Source organism: Legionellales bacterium, from assembly GCA_026125385.1.
GTDB lineage: Bacteria > Pseudomonadota > Gammaproteobacteria > JAHCLG01 > JAHCLG01 > JAHCLG01.
In genome coordinates this window covers 48,708-72,959 of sequence record JAHCLG010000008.1, presented here as the reverse complement: position 1 = coordinate 72,959, position 24,252 = coordinate 48,708, and the positions used below count along the sequence as shown (strand labels likewise).

Genomic DNA, 24,252 nt, shown 5'->3' with positions numbered 1-24,252 from the left:
AGCGCGATAGATCGCGCTAAATTTTAATGCCACGGCCAAAGTAAACTTCTTGCATTTCTTGTTTTAGTAGTTATAGCATAGATACGATTAAATGTGTTTGTTGTTTTATGATGAATATCATATACTTAACATCTGTACTTAAAGGGAATTAAACTCGTGTTCACGAAATTCAAACGCAAGAAAAAATTATTGGGTTTAGATATCGGCACTAGCTCGGTGAAAATAGTCGAGTTGAGCTATAGTAATTCCCGTTATTGCTTAGAAAATTATGCGGTAGCTCCCTTTCCTGAAGATGCGGTATTAGAAAAAGAAATTCGTGATATCGAAGGGGTTACAGAAGCCATCAAAACCGCATTTGCCCACGGACGCTTTTCCACGAATCATACAGCATTAGCAATGCCCAGTTCTTTGGTCATCACTAAAATCATTCAAATGGACGCAAGTCTTAGTGAAATTGATCTTGAACCACAAATCGAACTAGATGCCAATCGCTATATTCCCTATCCGCTGGAAGAAGTCAGCCTGGATTTTACCGTGTTAGGGTTGAATGCAAAAGATAACACTAAAAACGATATTTTATTAGCAGCCTCACGCAAAGAACAAGTTGATGCGCGAGTCGATGCCGTACAGGATGCAAGTCTAATTGTAGATGTGGTCGATGTTGAATCCTATGCGCTGGAACGCTCTTTAAAATTATTAGCACCACAATTACCAGATGGCGGCGAAGATAGGTTAATTGCAATGGTCAATATTGGCGGTTCGGTAAGCTCACTTTCTGTGTTTGAAAATTTACAATTGGTGTATACGCGCGAAGAAGCTTTTGGCGGGCGGCAATTAACCGAAAGTATTCGTAATCATTATGATATGGATTATGAACAAGCAGAACGCGCCAAATCATCTGGCACATTACCGCCAGAATACGAAACTGACGTGTTACAACCTTTTAAAGAAACTATTGCGATGCAAGTATTTAATGCGTTGCAATTTTATTATTCTTCTACAGACGAAGAAAACATTGATCATTTGTTATTAGCGGGAGGAGTCGCTTCTATTCCAGGTGTAATCGATTTAATTCGCGATCGTACTGGGATCGAAACCAGTCTTGCCAATCCCTTTAGCAATATGGATGTGGGTAAACGCATTAATCAGGAAATATTAACCAGTGACGCATCTTCTTTGTTAGTGTGTTGTGGTTTAGCCATGCGGAGTTTTGAAGCATGACCTCAATTAACTTACTACCCTGGCGTGTAGCCGCGCGAAAAGAACGCTTACGCCACTTTTTAATTGCTTTAGCTGTCAGCGCTAGTGTTGCCGTATTAGTATTAATCCCAGTGTATTTAATTATTCACAGTTTAGTAGAAACACAAAAAAGTCGTAACACCTATTTGCAAAGTGAAATTACTAAGCTTGATGCGCAAATTGCGGAAATTAAACAGCTACAACGTCAACGTGAAGATTTAATCGCCCGCATGAATGTGATCCGGCAATTGCAAGAAAGTCGCACAATGACCGTTCATATTTTCGATGAAATTGTCAACGTTATTCCCGCAGGAGTTTATATTACTAAAATTGAAAAAACAGGACCTAAATTTGCGGTCATAGGTGTGGCCGATGCGAATCAAAGTATCTCTGAAATGTTAAGAAAAATTGATAATTCCACCTGGCTTGCTCACGCCGTTTTGGTTAACATCGATTCTAAGCAAACCGCGGGTGTGAGTTCTCACCACTTTGATATTCAAATGTTTCAACGGATAATCACCGCCGTGCAAGACAGTGGGAGTGATTTTTAATGGCGCTGAATATTAATGATTTAAATAATTTAGACATCAATAATATCGGAGATTGGCCATTACCCATAAAAGGTGGCATCTTAGCCATTATTTTTGCACTGATTATTGGCCTAGGATTTTATTTTTTAAATCTGCCGCAGCTAGATCAATTAAAACAAGAACAACGCAAAGAACGTGAATTAAAAACAGAATTAGACAGTAAACAAATTAAAGCGGCAAATGTGCAAGCCTATCGCGATCAGATTGTCGAAATTAAAAAACGTTTTGGAACATTATTACGAAAATTACCAAATAAAACCGAAGTTCCTGGATTACTCGAAGATATTTCTGCCGCTGGTCGTACCAGTGGCTTACGGGTCATTAATTTCAAGCCGTTACCAGAAAAAGAATTAGGGTTTTATGCTGAATTACCCATTGAAATGACCGTTTCAGGATCATTTCATCAATTAGGTGAATTTGTTAGTAAATTATCCGCCTTAGATCGCATCGTCACCGTACACGATTTTCGCATTACAGTACCGCCCGTGGACAGTAAAGATAAAGACAAAAATATTCAAAATGAAGATCTCACGATGGTGCTAATTGCAAAAACTTATCGCTATTTAGAAGAAGGTGATTAAATTGAGCAGGGGCAAACAATTTACATTCATTCGCAATTATCAATGGATAGTGATGTTATCCTGCTTAGTATTATGTGGTTTATTATCGGCATGCGCCGATCACGAACATAAAGATTTAAAAAAATATGTCAACGACACCTTAGCACGTCCGGGTACTAAAATTGAACCTTTACCAAAAATGGATGATTATCAAGCCCACGAATATTCTTCCAGCAGTAAACGCAGTCCTTTTCAACCACCCAAACCTAAAGTCAACGATAAAAATGCCAGTGAAATTCGGCCCGATGTTAATCGTCCTAAAGAAGAGTTAGAACAATTTTCACTCGATTCAATGGCAATGGTGGGAACGTTTTCACAAAACAATCAAACCTGGGCATTAATTTCAGCACCCAATGGCACTATTTATCGAGTGCGTGCCGGAAATTATTTAGGTAAAGATTATGGGAAAATTCAAAGCATAGAATCTAAAAAAATGGTCATCATCGAAACGATATCAGATGGCCAAGGGGGATGGATTCATCGCCAACGTGAGTTGAAGCTAGAATCCCGAGAATAGATGATTGCAAAATAGCGGAGAGCACTATGCCAACAATGGGGCGAAATATCATGATTAAATTGTGTTGCCTATGCAGTATATTCCTGCTGGGGATCGCACAAGCAGCAGCATTAATTAACACAGAAGTTGAAGCCAAAGCGAATTCAAATGTGCGTTTAATTTTCGATTTTAATGCTAAAGTTGCAGAACCTGCGAGTTTTATTTTACAAGGGAAAAATCCGAGTATAGTCATGGATTTTCCTGCGGCTACAAATAGTTTAAAAAATTCGAATGTTACAGTAGCTAAGGGTGCGGTAGACGATTTTAGCATTGTGCAAGCCGATGGTCGTACACGAGTGGTAGTAGCACTCAATAAATTATTAAGTAAAAGCGATTATCAAATTAAACGCCTAAGCGATCGTAAAATTGCATTAACGATTAATGGCATTCTTCCTGAAGAAACTAAATCTAGTATCCGTTATCGCGGAAAAATTCCACCCGTCGTACAACCTTTTGCCTTAAACGGAATTGATTTTCGTCGCGCAGAAAATGGCGGTGGTAAAATTGTAATTGATGCTTCAAATGCTGGTGTTAATTTAAATGTTGAAGATCAAGCAGGACGTATTATTTTAACCTTTCTCAAAACTTCAATTCCCCACCGTTTGCAACGACGTTTAGACGTTACCGATTTTAATACTCCCGTACAAGATATTAGTTTAAATCCATTAGGCAGTGATGCGCGGATCACGATTGAAAATAAAGGATTGTATCAACATTTGGTTTATCAACTTGGCAAACAATTCATTATTACGGTGACACCATTAACGCCTGAACAAAAACAAAAAATGCAGGAAAAAAATCGTAATTATACCGGCGAACGTATTTCGTTAAATTTCCAAAATATTCCCGTGCGATCCGTATTACAATTATTAGCTGAATTCACCGGATTAAATGTCGTTGTGAGTGATACGGTGAATGGTAATATTACTTTACGCTTAAAAGATGTGCCTTGGGATCAGGCACTCGATATTATTTTAAAAACACAAGGGTTAGCGGAACGTCGCATGGGTAATGTGATTTTAATTGCACCTGCGGAAGAATTAGCGGCAAGAGAGCGCCAAGAATTAGAAACCAATCAGCAAGTCGCCGATTTAGCGCCACTGCATGGTGAATTGATTCAAATTAATTATGCCAAAGCCGATGAGATTGCGAAATTATTACAATCTGAAGGGGCTTCTATTTTATCAGATCGTGGCACGGTGAGTGTAGATGAACGCACTAATACGCTGTGGGTGCAAGATACCTCAGCAAAACTTTCAGAAGTGCGCGATTTTATTCGTCGTCTCGATGTCCCTGTTCGTCAAGTGATGATTAAAGCGCGCGTGGTGAATGTCGAATCGACCTTCAGTCGTGATATTGGTGTGCAATTTGGAATTACGCGTCGTCCGGTAACGGGAACGCTGGCGGGCTCAAACGCCATGCAACAAACGGGAGACGATGCGGTTGGAACGCAAGAAGTGCCGATTTCTCAGCGCTTAAATCTTAATTTACCTTCAGCAGGTGTGGGAACACCAGGAGGTGCTGCGTCGATTGGTGTTGCCTTAGCGCGGTTGGGAAGTAACACCTTACTCGATCTAGAATTATCCGCACTCGAGAGCGAAGGTGGTGGTGAAATTATTTCCAGCCCAACCTTGATTACCTCCAATCAAAAAGATGCCACGATTGAACAAGGTGTGGAAATTCCCTATCAACAAGCATCCTCCAGTGGTGCGACTGTAGTGGCGTTCAAAAAAGCGGTGTTGAGTTTAAACGTGACGCCACAAATTACGCCCGATAATCGGATCATCTTAACTTTACAAGTGAATCAAGATACCCCTGGTGAAGAAGTGCTGGGAGTTCCGGCGGTGAATACGCGAGAAGTGCAAACGCAAGTTTTGGTGAATAATGGCGAAACCATCGTGTTGGGTGGTATTTATGAGCAAACAACTCGTAATCAAGTCTCACGGGTTCCCTTCTTGGGCGATTTGCCGGTGGTTGGACGGTTATTCCGTCATACCACCAAGCAAGATGATCGTCGTGAGCTCTTGATTTTTATTACGCCGAAGATAATTAAGCAGTCTTTGACGTATCTTCACTAAGAGTAAAACAGCCAATCAGTGAATTCTTTTGATTTTCTGTTAATCAAGAGTGGAATTTTGTGCGAACGCATATTAAAATCGGCAACGCGTTTGCCAGCGCGGCTAGCGCACGAAGTGGCATAATCATTGAAAGAAGAGTTAGGCACGTTTACAATTCGCAATGTTTCGGTGTAACTCATTGATTTTAGAAAAAGCATTAAACAGGTTGCCTGGAGTTAATAGGTAGCGAAGTAAAAAATCAACGAGATACGTTGGGTATAGTAGATCCGTAAACATTTTATACAGATTATCTGGATAACGGTCTAGATAAGTTTGTTAATTTTTAAGCAAGAGAGTTCAAATCAACCATGAGAATATTAGATCATCAGAATATATTTCTCATCGGTCCGATGGGTGCTGGTAAAACCACCATAGGCACCTATCTTGCCAGAGAACTAAAAAAGAAATTCTACGATAGCGATCAGGTCATCGAAGAGCGAACCGGGGTGGATATTCCCTGGATTTTTGATGTAGAAGGCGAAGAAGGTTTTCGGCGTCGAGAAATTGAAGTGATCGATGAACTGACATCTATGCGCGGAATTGTTTTAGCAACCGGAGGGGGCTCAATTTTAGAGCCGCTTAATCGTCAACATTTGGCTGCTCGCGGTTTGGTCATCTATTTAACCGCAACGCTGGATCAACAAATGCAACGTGTCGAACATGATCGTAAACGTCCCTTAATTCATGACGGGGATCGTGCCGAAGTTTTGCATAAATTGCGTGATGAGCGTCAACCTCTCTACGAAGAAATTGCGGATTTAGTCTTCGATACCAATGAGCGCAATGTTCGTGCTGTCGCCACTGAAGTATTGAATGCTTTATGCAAGGATGATGCAATTTAACGTGAATTCGCTGACGCTGCAAACACCACAGAGGCAATATCCTGTTTATATTGGTCAAGGTTTGTTGTCAGAGACCCATTTATTCACCGCTCATATTCACGGTCAACAACTTGTGATGGTGAGCAATGAAACCGTTGCGCCGTTATATTTAGATTTTTTAAAACAGCAATTGCGCGATTATAGCGGCGATACCGTGATTTTGCCGGATGGTGAAGCGCATAAGACTTGGTCGAGTGTGTCAAGAATTATGGAAACGCTGATTAATCAGCGCCACCATCGTGATACGACTTTAATCGCTTTAGGGGGTGGTGTGATTGGAGATATGACAGGTTTTGCTGCGGCGTGTTACCAACGCGGCGTCAACTATATTCAAATCCCTACGACTTTACTCGCGCAAGTGGATGCGGCCATTGGCGGAAAAACCGCCATTAATTTCCATGAACACAAAAATATGTTGGGTGCTTTTCATCAGCCGCAAGCGGTAATTTGCGATATAACCGTGTTATCCTCATTACCCGATCGTCACCTGCGCTCGGGGTTTGCTGAAATTATTAAAGCCGCATTGATTGCTTCCCCTGAATTTTTTCAATGGCTTGAGCTTAATGCTACTTTGCTGCTAGCGCGCGACACCGACGCATTAACTCACGCCATTACGCGCAGTTGTCAGATTAAAATTAAACTCGTCGAACACGATGAACGCGAACATGCCGAGCGTGCACTATTAAATTTAGGTCATACCTTTGCCCATGGTATTGAAGCTGCTCATCGGTATCGTCGTTATTTACATGGCGAAGCCGTGGGATTAGGGATCATCTGTGCCGCAAAGTTAGCTCATCGATTGGGACTTTTACATCGTGAAAAACACGATCGAATACACAACATTATTAAACGCTATAAATTACCCACCCAATTAAAAAGTCATAAAAATCCCGAGGAAATCCTGCAATTTATGTTGATGGATAAAAAAATCTTGCGCCAATCTCTGCGCTATATTCTCCCAACGGATCAGCAAACTTGTGTTATTCAAGAAAATATCCCAGAAATTGACGTCTTAACCGTATTAAAAGAAATTATGCTAGGTGAATAATGAATGTATTTGAGGAATTTAAATTACTTGAAAAAGAAGCCGACGCATTTGGATTTAGCTGGTCTGATCCCTGGCAAATACTCAGTCAAATTGAAAGCGAGTGTCAGGAAATTAAAGCAGAGTTAAATGCTGCTGATAATCAAGCAAAACTCCAAAATGAAATCAGTGATTTAATTCATGCCGCACTCTCATTATGTGTGTTTTGCCACTACGATCCACAAGCGACACTGGAAATTAGCCTTAAAAAATTTCAGCGGCGTTTACGCGAAGTTAAACGCTTAGTGCAACAAGCCGGATTGACTGACTTAAAAGATCAACCTTTCAATACACTCATGAAATTTTGGGATGAAGCTAAGCGCAATAGCGATTAATCAAAATACTTATCTTTGGCCAAAACGGATTTTATGACAGGATTTAATACATGATAATCCCCGTGGCGATCGGAGTAAATTAAATCTTGTTTTAGCAAGGTGCTCAGCGTTCGTTGAATACTGGATGGTGAAAGCCCAATACGGGTTGAAAAATCTTTACCTCTTGGTTTTTTTTCTGGAGATTTCGCTAAACCTGTTAAAATTGCACGTTGATTTGCCGTGAGTCGACTGAGCATGTCTAATATCCAATCCGACTTTTGACTATTTACATAATGTTGCCAGGTCGCTTCTATTTGTGTTTCAACAGGGGCTTGATTGAGATCCCACAGTGCACGACAAAGACGATTCACATAATACGGATGACATTCAGTTAAACTCAGGATTTTATCAATACTCATTTTGCTGATTGGAGATTTCCAAGTTTTTTTTGATGCTTTTTCGATAAATGGCCGATAATGTAATGGATCAATTCGGTTGAGTTTCATCTCATCACAGAGATGATACAATGGTCGATCTTTATTGCTAAACATTTCTTCGAGTAGTGTTCGGTTACTGCCAGAAAATATATAGAATACATGTCGGCTTCGTTCAACGGCATGCCTGATACTTGCTTCTAAAGCATGAGAGTGTTCTAAAGTGGCAATTTGCTGAAATTCATCCATAACAAAAATAAGTTTTTTGTTTATTTCTTTAGCTGCATGATCGAGATCAATCAGAAGTTTCATAATAGTTTCTTCCGGTGTTTTTTCTTCTGGTGCTAATTTAATTTTTTGACCAAATGCAGAAAGTTCAATGGTAGGATTCATTTTAGCAAAATAGCCCATGATTTTTTGCTTTGCTTTTTTAGAGCTAGGCATGATGTTATCAAGCAATTGTGTAACACCATCGATAATTGCATTTTTAACGTATTTTCCAGAGGTCGCTGGCAAGAGATCAACTGCGCTAAAAGGTGTGTTATGCTCGGAGGTGAATTGAGCAATCAGGCTACTTTTTCCGTATCGCCTAGGTGACATCAAGACGACATGAGCATTTTGATCTAAACGTTTTTTTAAATACGCACGTTCTTCCTCTCTATTACAAAATGCACTGCCGGTAACAATCCCAGTGGGGAAGTAAACTTCTATTTTTTGCGACACAAAATTATCCTAATTATCACATGAAATTGCCTCATGATTAAAATTACCATAGTTTACTGCGTGATGCAACCTGCGTGACGCAACTTGCGTCACGCAGGTTGCATCACGGCCAGCTTAACGTTATGAAAGTGGTGAAGCATGGCAAGATATCATTCTTTACCCAGCGGAAAAATTGCGATTTCCTCCAGTGGAAACTTCCATCGCGATGAGTGGCACTTTAAGCGGCTCACGGCATTTGGCCATGTGCTGGGTATATCAGAATTTCGTACTGGTGCGAAACGCCTGGATATTTCCAAATTTCTATTTTCAACGGTATAATCGAAGCTTATTTGATAAGCCAATATGCGGGAGGCAACGATGGCGGATGCAACAACTGATACTGGAATTTTCGTAGATAATAATTCTTGGTGGGAAAATTATGGTTTAAGTCACGACCCATTTGCTGCTGATATTCCGCATAATGCGATTTATCTTCCCAATAGTTGGGAACAATATGTCGATTTAATGCAATTACTCGTGCGTCATAGCTTCGAATTATTATTAGTATATGGCGATATTGGCAGTGGTAAAACCACATTACTCAACTATTTCCTCGAGCAACTCGATGATTCACTCACCGTTTGTCGCATTAAAGCCACTCCGCATTTGAATATGCTGGAATTATTGGAAACGATAAACGTTTCACTGGGATTGAATATTCATTTCGATGAACAGCAAACTGTGCGCGTGATGGTCAATGCCTTAGTGGATGCCATCAATCAACGCAATGAACGTAGCATGTTAGTGATCGATGACGCCCATAAATTCAATAACGATACGTTATCTGCCTTGTTTTATTTGCAACAACAGCGTCTCGAAAAGCAAGTACCCCTTGCCATGGTTTGGGCTTTAGACACACAAAATGAAGAACGCGTGCAAGCGTTAATGAATCAGTATTTAGATCGTTCTCATCTTAAAATCATTCGGGTAATGCCATTGGAATTGGCTGAATCCGAAGCCTATTTGCAACATCGTTTTCATCAAGCCGGTTTGCAAGGTAATTTACCCATGGAACGTGAAGATGTTATCCACATTCAACAATGGTCGGGAGGATTACCAGGACGTATTAATAATGTTGCTCGCAAAGTGATGGTGGATTTACAAACTCACGATGAATTCGCCGAGCAGACCCTGCCATTTTGGCAACAACATCAGGCTAAATTTATTGGTGGTGCGGTGTTATTCGCCGTATTGATTGCAGGATTTTATATCTGGAATACCCAACAAAATTTTAATTATTCACCATCGCAAACACTGGCGATACCACCTTCCGCGAACGTTCAAAACAATAACTCTGAGGCATCGAATCAATTAGGCAATGTGGCTGAAAATAGCGCCTCCACTACTCCTGCACCCACCACGACACCTGTTAAAACGGTTGCAGCAATTAAACCAGTCATGGATCATGAAGTCACCACGGGCGCGTTAAAACAAGAAAGTTTGGCACAAGTCACGCAAGCTCAGCAGCAGATGACTCAAGCCTTGCAAAATCCACCCCCTGTCGCTAAGCAAGTGGCAGAGAATAATTCAACGTTGCAAAATTATGCGGAAACTCAATCCTCTCCGGCAACCACGACGGATGATACCGCAAAGCCAGCGCATGTTGCCCCATCGCTTCCTGCACCAGCAGAGGCAAAGCTAACGCCTGCTCATCAAGATAACAAAAAACCCGCAACAGTTGCAGAGAAACAAATAGCCGCGCCTCAACCGCAACCTAGTGCTGCTCCTCACTCCGAAGAAAAAGCAGTCGTGCAATCTTCTCAGCAAAAAACGACACACAAAAATCATGCAGTTGTTGCTAAAAAAGCATCCTCTACAAATCTCCATCATGCGAGCAAATTAAGCCATGCCACACGCTATACCTTAGACGAGCGCGAATTATTGAAAGCGCCTGCCAAAGAGTATACGTTGCAACTCGTTGGCTTGCGCAATTTGGACAAATTAAAACGCTACTCACAACGCGCAGGGTTGAAAAATGCTAAATATTTTGTAACGCATCACGCGGGAGGCGATTGGTATGTGTTAGTTTATGGCACTTATCCCACTCGCGCTGCCGCAGAGCGCGCTATCAAAACTTTGCCGCAAGTGGTACGCCAACAAAAACCGTGGATACGCTCCATGGCAAGTGTTCATGAAGCGATTAAAAGCCGCTAATAGCGTATTCGAATTCGGTCAGTTGGCAGAGAAAAGGTAAATTACGTTAACCCAGGAGAAAAATAGACTATTTTCCTGGGTTTTCAATTTTAGGATGCTACGCTAAATAGCTCAGCAAATTTTTAAATGCGTCTATACTTAATGTAATAAGAAGAATATGGGTAATTGTAGAATGATAATAACAAACTTGACGGTCTTATCCTCACCTATTGCAGAAAAAGATCCCACCACACAACACGGATTTAGTACCATCCAGTTTTTATTAGTGATGGCCATGTTAGTCGTAATTGGAGTCATGATCATTCGTCATTGGCAAGCATATGAGCAGGCGCAAATTTGGCGAGAAAAAAATCAGTGGATTGGGATGCTCATCGAAAAAAGTCAATCATCGTCGTGGGCGGCGAGTGAAGATCTTTGCCAAAAAAAGCAATTGCCTTTAACGTTATGTAATGCTGTGCAAGATCACGAATTTTTTTATCGGCGAAATGCCACTGCTTTAGACATTATCATTTATCAGGTTCCGCCTTATATTTGCACTAAATATCAACAACATTGGCAAGCGTATGCCAACCGCTGCGTGCTTGAAAAAAATAATCTTAATATGGATTTTCATCTTAGTGTCCCACTGGAGAATACGGTTAAAAATACCAAAAGCAAGTAAGTGATTTCTGTATTTTTCTGTAATGAATGTAAAATAATAAAATGAGAATTAAGATAGTTCTGCGAAAAGCGATTTAATAGAATACGAATAAAATCAATCAGTCACTACGTATGAATGAAGATTATTCTGCAATTTGAGCATTCAATTAAAAACATAAATGAGTAATCCTATACTATCTCTTGCACAACGCTTTCCTTATAGTGAAATAAAAAGAAATAAGTAAGGAAGATGATGATGTTATCTAACTCAAAAGAAACCGTACTCACCACCATCGCTAATGCGTTAGAAGAAACCATTCCCACCAATAATATCGCTGAACTGGCCAGTAGTGCATTTTCTAGTACCGAAGATTCAACACGTCTAGAAAATTTTACCGCAGTTGATAACTTCATGAGGCGCTGGCTTGCCCTAATTCAATTATCCACTTTCGGTAAAATAGATCTAGATTATGCCCATCTTGATGATGCTAATGCCATTTTATCTCACTTAAAAAGGTTATGGCAATTTGGGCTAGATACTATATTTAAAGACAACTTGGAAGCAATTTTAAAAACAATGAGTGAAAAATATCAGGGCGATCCTAAATTGAACGATACGCCGGTAATTAAAAATTGGCTGGGATATTATTATTTATATTCAATCGCTAGTGCCAGCATTCGTCATGTGGTTACAGATAAATTGGAATATGCAGATTGGGTTACGGAAGTTAATAAAATAATTCAGCTTTATTTACAAGAAAAATTTTTACTCAAAGAAAATATCGAAAGCGGGTTATTTGCTGATGTAAATCAATTAGATGATTTCCCTGATTTTTTTCAAAATTGCGTGAATGATGCTCAGAAAAAAATTGACCTTTTTCACATTCGATTATCTATCCTCGAGGAAGAAGAACAACGATTCACTGGCAATGGCGGTAAGGATTGTGTGATAAAAGTGACGGTTGATAACTCCGATCAAGAGATTGCCATTAGAGTGTCGAATAGTATTTTTTCTGCATGTCAAATTTTTAATAATAATAATGATAATCCGTTAATAAAAGTCGCAAAGGCTATTCCTATAATAAGTGAAAAAGTGAGAAAAAATTCTGAAGCCCGTGGAAGCTTCTTTAATAATATGAAACAAGCTTTTTTGTCAAATCATCGGATGAGCCTTGTTAAAAAAAATGAACTGGTGAATTTTTTATTAGGCTGTCTAACCGAGAATAGCGGAACAACATTGAAAAAATTAAATGAATTACTCAATAATGTAGCTATTGTAATTGAAAATGATGGAAGAATAACTCTAAGCTCTGCTAAACCCCTAGAGAGAAATAAGCGAAAAGATAGCATGGATATTCTGCCTGAGATTATTAATGAATCGATGTTATCGCCACGGAGTAGACTTATTCATTTTATGAGCGGAGTAAGTTTAATTCATTCCCCAAGCAACATCCAGATGAGTGATACTAGTCCTTCCATTTCTTCGGTAGCATTAATCTGTCAGGAAGATTTACCAACAGCAGTCCCAGCACTGTCACTTTCTACTGAGCTAAATCAGCCCCAATTTATATCTAACATGTTAACTACGCTTTTTACATCAGATGAATATAATCAACTTATCAATGCTGAGTTGCCTAATTGGGCAGAAACAAGGGAGCAATGGCAAGTACTGGAGATAATGAAAAAATTAACGGAAAAATCAGAGGAATTATTCAAGAAAAGACAATCCCTCGAAAGTGAAAATCAAAATCTCCAGAACACAGCGTCATCGGTGTGTAAGATTTAGATAATAAAAACATCAATTGAAATACACATTACAATTGATAGTTCTTTCCGAAAACTAGCGCAATTTTTCATAACTTACGGCGAAAATTTAGGTATTGGTGCCCGCGCATGAAAAAAATTAAGCCAATGATACTAAACACAATTGCAGGTAGTGCCAGTGGTAGAGTGGAAGTGACATTTTGAGTAATAACGATGCTGCCTACTAACGCGGAAAACATAAAGCGACAGGCACCACCGAGAGCGGCTGCGCGTCCTACTTGCTGTGAAAAGGGTTCCATGCTGCCGCCATTGCCGGCACCCATGCAAAATGTGCCACCAATCCCAATTAATATCATCGGCCAAATAAAATTATTAATGGTTAATCCCGTGATGAAAAACCATATTGTCATCATCAGCCCACCGATGAAGGACAGTATAAATCCGGTTACTACGGTCTGATAAATTCCAATCTTGGTGACGATATAACTCGATAAAAAACTGCCTATGAAAAATGAAATACCCATAAAACAAAAATAATAACCATAATGAAGAATGGGAATATGCAGTTGGCGGATAATAATATACGGTGAAATGGAGCAGAACAAATAAAGATAGGATAAACCCATACTGGTGGCTAACGTATAACAAATAAAAATACGATTTTGGCTAATCGTAAAATACTGTTTGAAAATCGTATGATCAAATACCTGGCGTTTTTCCATGGGATGGCTTTCTGTTAAGCCCCATTGGATAGTGATAAATGCAATCACCGCAATGACTAATAAACTTAAAAAGGTAGCAGGCCAACTAAAATGGACATCAAGATAACCGCCAATAAAGGGTGCAAACATCGGTGAAAATGAAATAATGCCATTTAAAAAACTATAAATCTGTGCGCTTTGTTCACCGTGATAACGATCACGCACAATGGCAAACGCTAAAATCATCATTCCACACGATCCAATCGCTTGCACGATTCGATAAAACATTAAGGCCGTGAGCGATTGTGCCGTTGAACACAACAATGTGCCTAATGCAAAAAAAACAATCATGAATAAACTAATTTTTTTTCGTCCGCATTGATCAGAGAGGGGGCCAACAATTAATTGCATGATGCCGGCGGTTAACATAAATAACGTCAGCGTGATTTGCATTTTACCGGCACTGACTGCAAACAGTTGTGCAATCTGCGGAACAGCGGGCACATAAATATCCATGGCCAAGGGCAGACTCAACGCCATGGGAGACAAGATTAAAATCAAACGGACAATCGATTTATTCATGGAAGATAGCTGCTGGCTAAAAAAAAGAGATTATAACGATAGTAAAATGGTGATCAAGCGATTTTATTAAGGTATCCACTCCATATCTAATATCGCTTTTTGCAGATGAAATCGGTATATTGTTAAATTTTCAGCAATCGTAGGAATCGTCGATGTTAAAAAATGATAATCTAATCCGTGCCTTATTGCGCAAACCGGTAGATTACACTCCCATTTGGTTAATGCGTCAAGCAGGACGTTATCTACCAGAATATCGTGCCTTGCGCGAACGTGCCGGAAGTTTTTTAGCTATGGCGACCCATCCTGAAATTGCTACAGAAATCACGTTACAACCCATCCGTCGTTTTCCCCTGGATGCAGCGATTTTATTTTCCGATATTTTAATGATCCCTCATGCGATGCAATTGGGCTTACAATTTAAAACCCACGAAGGGCCCGTATTTGCAAAACCTGTACGGGATGCAAAAGCTATTGATGAATTGCCAATCCCCGATCCTGATCTGGATTTGGGTTATGTCATGCAAGCTGTGAAATTAATTAAACAGGAATTAAATCAGCAAATCCCGCTGATTGGTTTTGCCGGCAGTCCGTGGACGGTAGCCACGTATATGGTGGAAGGGGGTAGCAGTAAAAATTTTAGTACGATAAAACGGCTTCTCTATAACGAACCCGAATTACTAAAGAAATTACTTCGTAAAATAACCCAAGCGACGATTTTATATTGTCAGGCGCAATTAAACGCCGGGGTTGATGTGATGATGATTTTCGATACCTGGGGCGGAGTATTAAGTGCTAAGGATTACGGTGGATTTTCGCTACACTATATGCAAGATATTTTAACGCGCCTGCCTACGGCATTAAATGGCAAACGCATTCCTAAAATTATTTTTAGCAAAAATTGTGGATTGCATTTAGAGTCCATTGCCGCCACCGGTGTGGATGCTGTAGGTTTAGATTGGACAATCGATATTGCTGAGGCTCGTGATCGTGTCGGTGAACACGTCGCATTACAAGGCAATTTAGATCCGGCGATGTTATACGCTAAGCCCAGCATTATTCAGCAGGCAGCACGCGACATTATTCAACGTTATCAGCGCCCTACTGGACATGTTTTTAATTTAGGGCATGGTGTTTTTCCCGATGTCGATCCAGAGCATGTCGCTGCGTTAATTGAAGCCGTTCATCAGGGATGATTTGATGCTATACTACGCCAGTTTTTCTAAATTTTATTTAATTTAATCAAGAGGATCATCTCATGGCAAAAGTCAAATCTACGGAAGCCGTTGCAAAATTACGTGAGGAAAATACTAAACTACGCCAACAGTTGCGGGAAGTTACGGCAAATGCTAAAAAACAATTAGCTGAGCTAAAAGAAAAATCCAATTATCAATTATTCATTACCGCGGAAACGGCCTATGAAACTGGATTCAACGATGCCTTGGATGAATTAGAAAAATTCACTCACGCGCGAGATCAATATTTACATCACTGTGAAGAACAATTCGAAAAAGACTATACTAAAAAATTACAAAAAAGTAAGTCTACTGCTAAAAAAGCGGCTGCCAGTAAGAAGAAATAAGGTTCATCAAGACTGGATTTTGGTGAAATGAAATCCAGTCTTGACATATTTAATTAAGCTTGCTTTGTTATTCTTTTCCTTTGAAAATAAGGAATAAAACTTATTTGATAGGTTTATTAAAAATAAATTTCTGTATTTTGACGAGATTGCTAAAATATTGCGGTTTAAGCACAGGAAAAATCGATTTTCTTGAGATTACTCAAAATCTCATTTGAAACATCACTGACAATGGAAATTGCTTGGGTAACATATAAATCTTTTTCAACAACAAAGTCTTCCAAACCCAGATCGTTAGCGACAAACCTAATTTGTTGAGCTAATTCTTTTTTATTATCTGGCATTAATTCCTCTCTCAAACACTATTTTCCGATTACTTGTTCCTAACTGTCCACGAAAACGATCTTTTAATCGTATGATAAATTTTGTTGGGACTTGCTGGGTTTTTCCTTTATTATAATCTTCAATAGACTGGCCTAGCTGCCAGCGTATATTCAGTCGTTTCAAAGCTTCTGCACATGCTTCTGCCATCGAAACAGACATAACAGTTTGATCACTGTAAGGTGTTTTTTCAGCTTTAATATAGACTCCGTAACCAAATTTGATTAAATCACCGTCTTCAACTAGTGATTTTAATGCCCTACTCACTTGGCGGGGTTCACCGCAATTGTTTAAGTCAGAGCGTAGTATCACGGGGGAGTCTATTGTCCGAATAATTTCTAGTAATTTGATTCTAAATGTATTTTTGTACCTGATAGTCATGCCGATTCTTAATTAGTTCTAATGGATAATTTAATTATAACATAAATACTTTATATCGCCACAAATGGACATATTGAAAAGCATTGTTCTGAAGCATGATGGTGGTGTTATCCCTTCAGGTAATTGGTATTAGATCCTGTTCAAAATCTCCAATCTTGGTCATAAACTGCCGATTTTCTGTGCTTCGGTGCTCATTTACTGACGTGTAAACTGCGCACTGGTGCACAAAAATCGACACTATCTGACTTAAGCTTGGAGATTTTGAACAGGCTCTTAGAGATTCTGAACAATCAGATCAGGATTTTGCCTAATCATTTTAAACAGACTCTTAAGATTTACTCCACTTACTTGCTAAATTCAGCAAAATGTTTAGCAATCACATAAGCAACACAAGCGGTTAGATTTTTTCCCATAGGAATGTGTAAAAATTCATTGGGGCCGTGAGCGTTGGATTTGGGGCCGAGCACACCGGTAATTAAAAATTGTGCTTGTGGAAACATGTCGCCGAGCATGCCCATAAAAGGAATCGAGCCACCTTCTCCAAGATAAGCCGCAGGCTTGCCAAAAAATAAATTTGAAGCATCTGCGCTGGCTTTTTCTAACCAAGGCGCTAAAAGCGGTGCGTGCCAACCGCAACTGGTTTGATCGGGTATGTAATGAACTTTAGCGCAATACGGTGGATCGGTTTCTAGGGTTTTTTTAATCGCTTCACTGGCGATGTCAGGATTAACGGTAGGCGGGATACGAAACGATAATTTCACGGCGAGTTTAGGACGCAAGACATTTCCCGCATTATTAATACTGGGTAAACCATCGGCGCCAATCACGCATAAGGTAGGGCGCCAGGTAGAATTTAAAATTAATTCTTTAACATCACGCGTGACCGGCTCAACACCATCTAATAAAGGATAATCCTCAATGCGTTTTGGGCTTAAAATATCAGCCGCTAATTGGGCTTGTTGCAAGCGTTGTTCAGGAATTTTAGCATGACATTCTGGAATTAAAATTTCCCCAGTGCTGCTGTCTTCGATGCGATCGAGTAATTGCCGAAAAATTCGTGATGGATCGGGAAGAATTCCGCTATAAGCGCCCGAGTGCACGCCCGCTGAGTTGACTTCAATTCGCAATTCTCCGGCGATGACGCCGCGCAAAGACGTGGTACTCCACAATTGATTGTAGTTGGCGCAGCCCGAGTCTAAGCAAATCACTAAATTGGGTTGCCCGATTTTGGAAGCCAAGGACGTTAAATAATGAGGCAAATCATAACTACCCGATTCTTCACACGCTTCAATTAAAATCACGCAACGGGCGTGAGGAATTCCTTGCTTTTGTAAGCTGGCAATTGCGGTTAACGACGCAAATGCGGCATAGCCATCATCCGCGCCGCCGCGACCATATAACTTATTATCGCGTAACACGGGATGCCAGGGACCTAAATCGTCATCCCACCCCGACATTTCGGGTTGTTTGTCTAAATGGCCGTATAATAAAACGGTTTCATCGAGTTGGCCTGGAATTTCCATATAAATTAATGGCGTGCGCGATGGTAAACGGATGACTTCTAAACTCAATCCAGCGATGGGTTGGACTTTACACCATTCTGCCACCAAGTTAACGGCTTGATCCATAAAACCATGCGCTTCCCAATCGGCATCGAAGTGTGGTGATTTATTGGGAATACGAATGAATTCGATTAATTGTGGAATAATTTCGGTATCCCACGTGTGATTAATATCACTGACTAATTGTTGATGATTCATAATGATTATTCAAAGTTGGTGAGAAAGCTGTTATTTTTACCACAATTGGTTGCGATTTACTATAGCACTCAATAGAATCTGTCCTAAAGTAATTGCGGATGGTTAACAGTGAATATTGATACATTAAGAATTATCTTAGGTGATCAACTGAGTTTAACGATGTCTTCTCTGGACGATCTCAATAAAGCGAATGATATAATCTTAATGTGTGAGGTGGATGAAGAAACTCAATATGTAAAACACCACAAGAAAAAAATTGCTTTTTTATTTTCAGCGATGCGTCATTTTGAGTTAGTTCTACAAGCACAAGGTATTCGCACGCGATATATTAAACTTGATGATCCTGATAATTCCGGATCGTTTGCAGGTGAAATTGCCAAAGCAGTTCAATTATTTCATCCCAGAAAAGTGGTGGTGACTCATCCTGGTGAATATCGAGTATTAGCACTATTTCACACTTTAGCCAAAAAATTTTCAATATCGCTGGAAATTCGCGAGGATAAACGATTTCTAGTTTCTCATCACCAATTTGCCCAATGGGCAAAAGGTCGCGATTATTTCCGTTTGGAACATTTTTATCGCAAGGTTCGGGCAGAATACGATATTTTGATGGAGAACAATCAACCCATCGGAGGACAATGGAATTTTGATGAAAGTAATCGACTCTCGCCTTCAACCAATCTAAAACCACCATCACCTTTTCGAGCGCCAATAGATGAGGTGACCCAGCAAGTTGTGGAATTAGTGCAAAAACGTTTTGCGGATCATTTTGGCGATCTGGAACCATTTTATTTTGCCGTGACACGCGTAGATGCTTTAGCGGCGTTACATCATTTTATTCACTACAGTTTAGCGCATTTTGGATCGTACCAAGATGCTATGATCGAAAATGAGCCGTGGATGTTTCACTCCCATTTAAGTTTTTATTTAAATTGTGGTTTACTAGAACCTTTAGAGTGTGTAAGAGCGGCTGAAAATGCCTATAAAAATAATTTAGCACCTTTAAATTCTGTGGAAGGGTTTATTCGCCAAATTATTGGCTGGCGCGAATTTGTTCGAGGTATTTACTGGCTGAAAATGCCACAATATTCTAACGAAAATTTTTTAAATGCTAAGAGAAAATTACCTCAATTTTTTTGGAATATGCAAACTTCACTTAATTGTTTAAAACAATGCCTTACAGAAACGAAAAAAAATGCCTACGCTCATCATATTCAACGATTAATGGTGATTGGTAACTTTGCTATTTTAACCGGACTTAATCCCATGGCAGTGAGTGAATGGTATTTGCTCGTTTACGCAGATGCCTATGAATGGGTAGAATTGCCGAATGTTTATGGAATGATTTTATTTGCCGATGGCGGCGTATTAGCCAGTAAACCCTACATTGCTAGTGCTAATTATATTAATAAAATGTCGAACTATTGCCATAATTGCCAATATAATGTGAATGAAAAAAATGGTGAATCAGCCTGTCCATTCAATTATTTGTATTGGAATTTTATTGACACTCATCGCGATAAATTTGCAAAAAATCCCCGCATGGGAATGGTTTATAAAACTTACGATAAAATGACGCCTAGTAAAAAATTGGCAATTCAAACCGACAGTGAAAAATTCTTTGCCGATCATTTGCTTTAATGTAAGAGTATTGGTTAAATGGTTTCTAGGATAAATGATTAAAACAGGTTATTGATATTATGCTAAAATGGCTTAATTTTACTTCCACAGCAATTCAAAACTTTCCTATGGGCGATGCGCATGTGCGGGAATTTCCAGTGTATTTGCCGCCGCAATACCAAGCGAATCGCAAAACTCCCTATCCCGTGATTTTTATTTTAGCGGCATTTGGTTCGCGTGGAGAGAAATACATCGGGTCAGATTCCGTATTCGATTTATCACTACCGCAGCAACTTGATCGCGAAATAACAGCAGGAACTCTGCCCGCAGTGATCGTGATTTTTCCCGATGGCGGATCAAAGCTCGGCTGTAGCCAATACATTAATTCCCCCGCCTTGGGAAATTACATGGATTATATTGCTGACGAATTAGTGAATTTGATCGATCAGGAATTTCATACTTACGCGAGTGAAGATTATCGTGGAGTGTTAGGACATTCTTCCGGTGGATTTGGCGCATTGATGATGGGCATGCTGCGACCCGATCGGTTTCGCTATATTTGCAGTTCTGCGGGGGATTCATTTTATGAATTTTCATTGTTGCAAGGAGTGAATGATACTATCCAAATGCTGGAAAAACACAATGGTGTTGAAAATTTTTTAAATTGGTTTTTTGCCTTACCTCATTCGAGTTTAGCCGGCGCCAAAGCATTTCATACGCTTTTAGTTTTAGGTATGGCCCCCTGTTATGCGCCTAATTTACAGAATCCGCCACTTTATGGCGATTTGTTTTTTGATCTTCATACCGGAAAAATTATTGATGAAATTTGGCAACGATATTTGCAGTGGGACCCTGTTCGTTTAGTGGATCATCAGGTTGATAATTTAAAAAAATTAGCTTGGCTGCATTTAACAGCACCTAGCGAAGATGAATATGGTTTGCAATTAGGTCATCGTCAACTGGCTGCAAAATTAGCGGCACACAATATTAGATATTCCCTAAATGAATATTCTGGCCGTCATGGGGGCAATAATTGGCGGTTTTTATCGCATCTAAAATTGATGCTAGAACAGATGAAATGTTTTGATGGCTGAGAGATCAAGCAGTTTTAGTAGGCTTTATTTCTGTCGCGATAATACTGAAAAAAATTAAAATCGATCCTACGTAAAAATGCCAATTAAAATATTCATGAGCTAACCAATAACTCGCAATACTGGCAAATATTGGCTCTAATGCAAACATCAAAGCAACTTGTTGCGGTGGGATATAACGTTGGTAGCGGGTTTGTAAAACAAATACCACTGTCGAGGCAAAAAAACTACAAAACAATAAAGCAATAATGACGGCGTGATTTAACGTGATAAAAAGGGGATGAAATGGTAATAAAAACCCTGCCATGATGCCGGTGAATAATAATTGTAAAAAAGCCAATACCTCAGGTTGAGTGGTGGAAGCGCTGATGCGTTGTAAAGATAATAAATACACGGAATAAAACACGGCACACAATACTGTCCACACCATGCCGAAGGAAAAATGGTTGATGGAAGCCCCTGTTAAAAAATAAACGCCAACTAAACACAATACTCCACAATAAAAAGTGCCAAGAGAGGGTTTGCGATAGCCAAATAATGGGGCGATGAGCGGCACTAAAATCACATTAATGCTGGTAATAAAAGCACTCACCGCCGGATCAATGGTGCGCAAACCCAGCGTTTGCGAATAATAGGCGAGCATGGTAAGCATACCGAGAATGAGGGCTTGGAATAACAACGTTGGTGAGAGAGGCGGTTTTTTATTTAAGAATAATGGTAAGGCAAAAAGTGTGGCTAATAAAAAACGTAAACACACAAACAATGAAGCACTAATGTGCGGGGTTGCCAAATTGATGATGGGGAAGGTGAGTCCCCATATCATCGTAATAAAAATTAATGAGCAATAGGCAATGAAACGACGCGACATCATAATTATTTTGGTTGATCATCCAACGGTTTTTCTGGTGATTTGGGATTGCTGTTAGTCGTTGGTTTTTTGGCTTCTTCTTCATACAAATTTTTACGTTTTTCTTTATATTCACTCATGATTTCCACAACACTGTGTTTAATATCGTTAAATAATTTTCCGGCCATGGACGTGACTTCTTCGAGAGAGGGAAGTTTGCTCACGGGAGCTTTTGGTTTAGGTTCGTTCGGATTATTCTCGGATGGTTGGTCGCTCATCAATTTCTCCTTAAACATAGTAATAACAGTGGATAGAGTATATAACGAATACTATAGATTAAGCGAGTCTCTGATCGGGTTATCCTATCGGCTATTGTGTCGTTATTTTCAGGTGGTATGATACGGATTATCAAGCGTAACCGTATTACGTCTACGTCTATACCCAACGCATACAGATGACTTTAAAAAGGTGAGTATTTTCATGGCAACATCATTGGCGGTAGGCAATTTGGATCTGGCATTTTTTCAGCAAGCCATGAAAAATCCTCAAATAATTACCTTAGATCAAAATACGCTGCAACAGATTAAACGCAACCAACACATCGTTCTTAACATTCTTAATGACAATCAAACCGTTTATGGCATAAATACGGGATTTGGTGCGCTAGCCAATAAATCTATTTTACCCGCCGAAATTGTAGAATTACAAAAACGAATTTTATTATCGCACGCAGCAGGCGTTGGCAATTTTTTGCAAGATGAAATTGTCAGTGCCATTTTATTAATGAAAATTAATGCACTGGCACAAGGGTTTTCTGGTGTGAGTGTGGAATTAGTGCAAGCATTAATTAAGCTTTATAACGCGAAAGTTTATCCACGCATTCCGAGCCAAGGTTCATTAGGTGCTTCAGGCGATTTAGCACCATTGGCGCATTTAGGGTGTGTGTTATTAGGTGTGGGTGAAGTTTCTTATTCAGGAAAAATTTTATCAGCGCAAGAAGGTTTAACGATTGCAGGAATCCATCAACCCTATCAATTTAAAGCTAAAGAAGGATTAGCTTTAATTAACGGCACACAAGTGTCTACGGCAATTGTATTATTTGCTTATTACCAGGCAATCCATTTATTAGAATTAGCCATATTAACGGGAAGTTTATCACTTGATGCCGCGCGCGGTAGTCTTAAACCCTTTGATGAACGCATCGCACAATTACGTCGTCAACCGGGACAAATAAAAGTAGCAAAATTATATCGCGATTATTTAAACGGCAGTGAAATTTTGCAATCGCATCAAAATTGTCAACACGTTCAAGACCCCTATTCTTTACGTTGCCAATCGCAAGTGATGGGAGCCGTGTGCGATCAATTAACCTTTATCGCAACAATATTAGAAAATGAAATAAATGCGGTAACGGATAATCCTTTAGTGTTTAGTGAAGACAATACTATTATTTCTGGTGGGAATTTTCACGCCGAACCCATTGCCTTTGCCGCGGACAATTTAGCCTTAGCGATTGCAGAAATAGGTTCACTCAGTGAACGTCGTATTGCATTATTAATGGATGATCGATTCAGTCAGCTCCCGGCATTTTTAGTTAAAGAAAGTGGATTAAATTCAGGTTTAATGATCGCACATTACACGGCGACTGCACTCGCCAGCGAAAATAAAGCTTTAGCGCATCCGCGCAGTGTGGATAGTTTACCAACCTCAGCCAACCAAGAAGATCATGTGAGCATGGCCACTAACGCCGGTTTGCGTTTATTAACGATGATAGAACACTGCGAAACAATTTTAGCGATTGAATTTCTAGCGGCCGCGCAAGGCATTGATTTTCATCAACCACTAAAAACCTCTAAATTATTACAAACTGCGCATCAAGCCTTACGTCAAGTGGTGCCGTTTTATGATCAAGATCGCTATGTTGCCGCGGATATTGCCACAGCAAAAATAATATTAAATCAGTTAGCCGTGCAAAAATTGTATTGAGTATATACTCTTCACACTTGAATTTTAGGCTTTGTTGTCGAGCTAAAGCTGCTCAGTCATGTATTCAGTATACACTCCTTCGCATCTTTAACTCGACGCCTCGCCTAAAATCCAATTGTTTTGAGTATAGATTTGTCTTAAGATAAAAAGTTAGGATAGGGTTAGGGCAGTAG

24 protein-coding genes are annotated in these 24,252 nt (G+C 39.7%); 17 read left to right on the top strand and 7 right to left on the bottom strand.

From position 1 onward, the window contains the following. The first annotated feature begins 156 nt into the window (after positions 1-156). The 8 genes from KIT27_04810 to KIT27_04775 all read left to right on the top strand — a co-directional run bounded on the left by KIT27_04810 (position 157) and on the right by KIT27_04775 (position 7,422). Positions 157-1,221, top strand: coding sequence for a pilus assembly protein PilM (locus tag KIT27_04810; GenBank protein ID MCW5588967.1), 1,065 nt, complete (start codon positions 157-159; stop codon positions 1,219-1,221). Further along, positions 1,218-1,790: a PilN domain-containing protein gene (locus KIT27_04805; protein ID MCW5588966.1), complete on the top strand. Its 573-nt coding sequence runs from the start codon at positions 1,218-1,220 to the stop codon at positions 1,788-1,790. Before KIT27_04810 ends, KIT27_04805 begins: the two co-directional genes overlap by 4 nt. After that, positions 1,790-2,410 (top strand): type 4a pilus biogenesis protein PilO, encoded by a 621-nt coding sequence (locus KIT27_04800; GenBank protein ID MCW5588965.1) that lies wholly within the window; start codon positions 1,790-1,792, stop codon positions 2,408-2,410. The genes KIT27_04805 and KIT27_04800 overlap by 1 nt, the downstream gene beginning before the upstream one ends. Before the next feature lies 1 nt (position 2,411). Continuing rightward, on the top strand, positions 2,412-2,966 hold the full coding sequence (locus KIT27_04795) for a pilus assembly protein PilP (GenBank protein MCW5588964.1): 555 nt from the start codon (positions 2,412-2,414) through the stop codon (positions 2,964-2,966). A gap of 50 nt (positions 2,967-3,016) precedes the next feature. Next, the gene (locus KIT27_04790; GenBank protein ID MCW5588963.1) at positions 3,017-5,083 is read left to right on the top strand and encodes a type IV pilus secretin PilQ family protein; all 2,067 of its coding nucleotides are present in this window, start codon (positions 3,017-3,019) and stop codon (positions 5,081-5,083) included. Positions 5,084-5,430: 347 nt separating this feature from the next. Further along, the gene (gene aroK, locus KIT27_04785; protein ID MCW5588962.1) at positions 5,431-5,964 is read left to right on the top strand and encodes a shikimate kinase AroK; all 534 of its coding nucleotides are present in this window, start codon (positions 5,431-5,433) and stop codon (positions 5,962-5,964) included. 1 nt (position 5,965) lies between these two features. Beyond that, positions 5,966-7,051 (top strand): 3-dehydroquinate synthase, encoded by a 1,086-nt coding sequence (aroB, locus tag KIT27_04780; protein ID MCW5588961.1) that lies wholly within the window; start codon positions 5,966-5,968, stop codon positions 7,049-7,051. Continuing rightward, positions 7,051-7,422 carry a nucleoside triphosphate hydrolase gene (locus KIT27_04775; protein ID MCW5588960.1) on the top strand — a complete coding sequence of 124 codons (372 nt, stop codon included), beginning with the start codon at positions 7,051-7,053 and terminating at the stop codon, positions 7,420-7,422. The genes aroB and KIT27_04775 overlap by 1 nt, the downstream gene beginning before the upstream one ends. Here the strand turns inward: KIT27_04775 and KIT27_04770 are convergent. Next, the gene (locus KIT27_04770; GenBank protein ID MCW5588959.1) at positions 7,419-8,558 is read right to left on the bottom strand and encodes an ATP-binding protein; all 1,140 of its coding nucleotides are present in this window, start codon (positions 8,556-8,558) and stop codon (positions 7,419-7,421) included. The two genes, KIT27_04775 and KIT27_04770, sit on opposite strands and share 4 nt — an antisense overlap. Before the next feature lie 138 nt (positions 8,559-8,696). Between KIT27_04770 and KIT27_04765 the strand changes: the two genes are divergently transcribed. From KIT27_04765 to KIT27_04750, 4 genes are all read left to right on the top strand, one after another. Further along, positions 8,697-8,876, top strand: a complete 180-nt coding sequence (locus KIT27_04765; GenBank protein ID MCW5588958.1) for a hypothetical protein — start codon at positions 8,697-8,699, stop codon at positions 8,874-8,876. Positions 8,877-8,915: 39 nt separating this feature from the next. Next, positions 8,916-10,751 (top strand): AAA family ATPase, encoded by a 1,836-nt coding sequence (locus KIT27_04760; GenBank protein MCW5588957.1) that lies wholly within the window; start codon positions 8,916-8,918, stop codon positions 10,749-10,751. Between the two features lie 172 nt (positions 10,752-10,923). Continuing rightward, positions 10,924-11,412, top strand: a complete 489-nt coding sequence (locus KIT27_04755) for a hypothetical protein (protein ID MCW5588956.1) — start codon at positions 10,924-10,926, stop codon at positions 11,410-11,412. A gap of 228 nt (positions 11,413-11,640) precedes the next feature. Further along, the gene (locus KIT27_04750) at positions 11,641-13,176 is read left to right on the top strand and encodes a hypothetical protein (GenBank protein MCW5588955.1); all 1,536 of its coding nucleotides are present in this window, start codon (positions 11,641-11,643) and stop codon (positions 13,174-13,176) included. A 67-nt stretch (positions 13,177-13,243) separates the two neighbouring features. Here the strand turns inward: KIT27_04750 and KIT27_04745 are convergent, their stop codons facing one another. Beyond that, on the bottom strand, positions 13,244-14,437 hold the full coding sequence (locus KIT27_04745) for a multidrug effflux MFS transporter (GenBank protein MCW5588954.1): 1,194 nt from the start codon (positions 14,435-14,437) through the stop codon (positions 13,244-13,246). A 152-nt stretch (positions 14,438-14,589) separates the two neighbouring features. Between KIT27_04745 and hemE the strand changes: the two genes are divergently transcribed. After that, the gene (gene hemE / locus KIT27_04740) at positions 14,590-15,630 is read left to right on the top strand and encodes a uroporphyrinogen decarboxylase (GenBank protein ID MCW5588953.1); all 1,041 of its coding nucleotides are present in this window, start codon (positions 14,590-14,592) and stop codon (positions 15,628-15,630) included. 62 nt (positions 15,631-15,692) lie between these two features. Next, entirely contained in the window at positions 15,693-16,016 is a 324-nt protein-coding gene (locus tag KIT27_04735) for a hypothetical protein (GenBank protein ID MCW5588952.1), read from the top strand. Positions 16,017-16,180: 164 nt separating this feature from the next. On the opposite strand, the gene KIT27_04730 is transcribed toward KIT27_04735, so the two are convergent. The 3 genes from KIT27_04730 to KIT27_04720 all read right to left on the bottom strand — a co-directional run bounded on the left by KIT27_04730 (position 16,181) and on the right by KIT27_04720 (position 18,535). Further along, a complete protein-coding gene (locus KIT27_04730; protein MCW5588951.1) occupies positions 16,181-16,357 on the bottom strand; it encodes a hypothetical protein in 177 nt (58 codons plus the stop codon). Continuing rightward, positions 16,347-16,661: a hypothetical protein gene (locus KIT27_04725; GenBank protein ID MCW5588950.1), complete on the bottom strand. Its 315-nt coding sequence runs from the start codon at positions 16,659-16,661 to the stop codon at positions 16,347-16,349. Before KIT27_04725 ends, KIT27_04730 begins: the two co-directional genes overlap by 11 nt. A gap of 458 nt (positions 16,662-17,119) precedes the next feature. Further along, complete coding sequence (locus KIT27_04720; protein MCW5588949.1) at positions 17,120-18,535, bottom strand: M20 family metallopeptidase; 1,416 nt, start codon at positions 18,533-18,535, stop codon at positions 17,120-17,122. A gap of 108 nt (positions 18,536-18,643) precedes the next feature. On the opposite strand from KIT27_04720, the gene KIT27_04715 reads away from it, so the two are divergent. After that, a complete protein-coding gene (locus KIT27_04715; GenBank protein MCW5588948.1) occupies positions 18,644-20,176 on the top strand; it encodes a cryptochrome/photolyase family protein in 1,533 nt (510 codons plus the stop codon). Between the two features lie 59 nt (positions 20,177-20,235). Continuing rightward, on the top strand, positions 20,236-21,249 hold the full coding sequence (locus KIT27_04710) for a hypothetical protein (GenBank protein MCW5588947.1): 1,014 nt from the start codon (positions 20,236-20,238) through the stop codon (positions 21,247-21,249). 4 nt (positions 21,250-21,253) lie between these two features. Here the strand turns inward: KIT27_04710 and KIT27_04705 are convergent, their stop codons facing one another. Continuing rightward, positions 21,254-22,117 (bottom strand): DMT family transporter, encoded by an 864-nt coding sequence (locus KIT27_04705; protein ID MCW5588946.1) that lies wholly within the window; start codon positions 22,115-22,117, stop codon positions 21,254-21,256. Positions 22,118-22,119: 2 nt separating this feature from the next. Then, positions 22,120-22,371: a hypothetical protein gene (locus KIT27_04700; protein MCW5588945.1), complete on the bottom strand. Its 252-nt coding sequence runs from the start codon at positions 22,369-22,371 to the stop codon at positions 22,120-22,122. Between the two features lie 202 nt (positions 22,372-22,573). Between KIT27_04700 and hutH the strand changes: the two genes are divergently transcribed. Then, on the top strand, positions 22,574-24,079 hold the full coding sequence (gene hutH / locus KIT27_04695; GenBank protein MCW5588944.1) for a histidine ammonia-lyase: 1,506 nt from the start codon (positions 22,574-22,576) through the stop codon (positions 24,077-24,079). Positions 24,080-24,252: the final 173 nt, after the last annotated feature.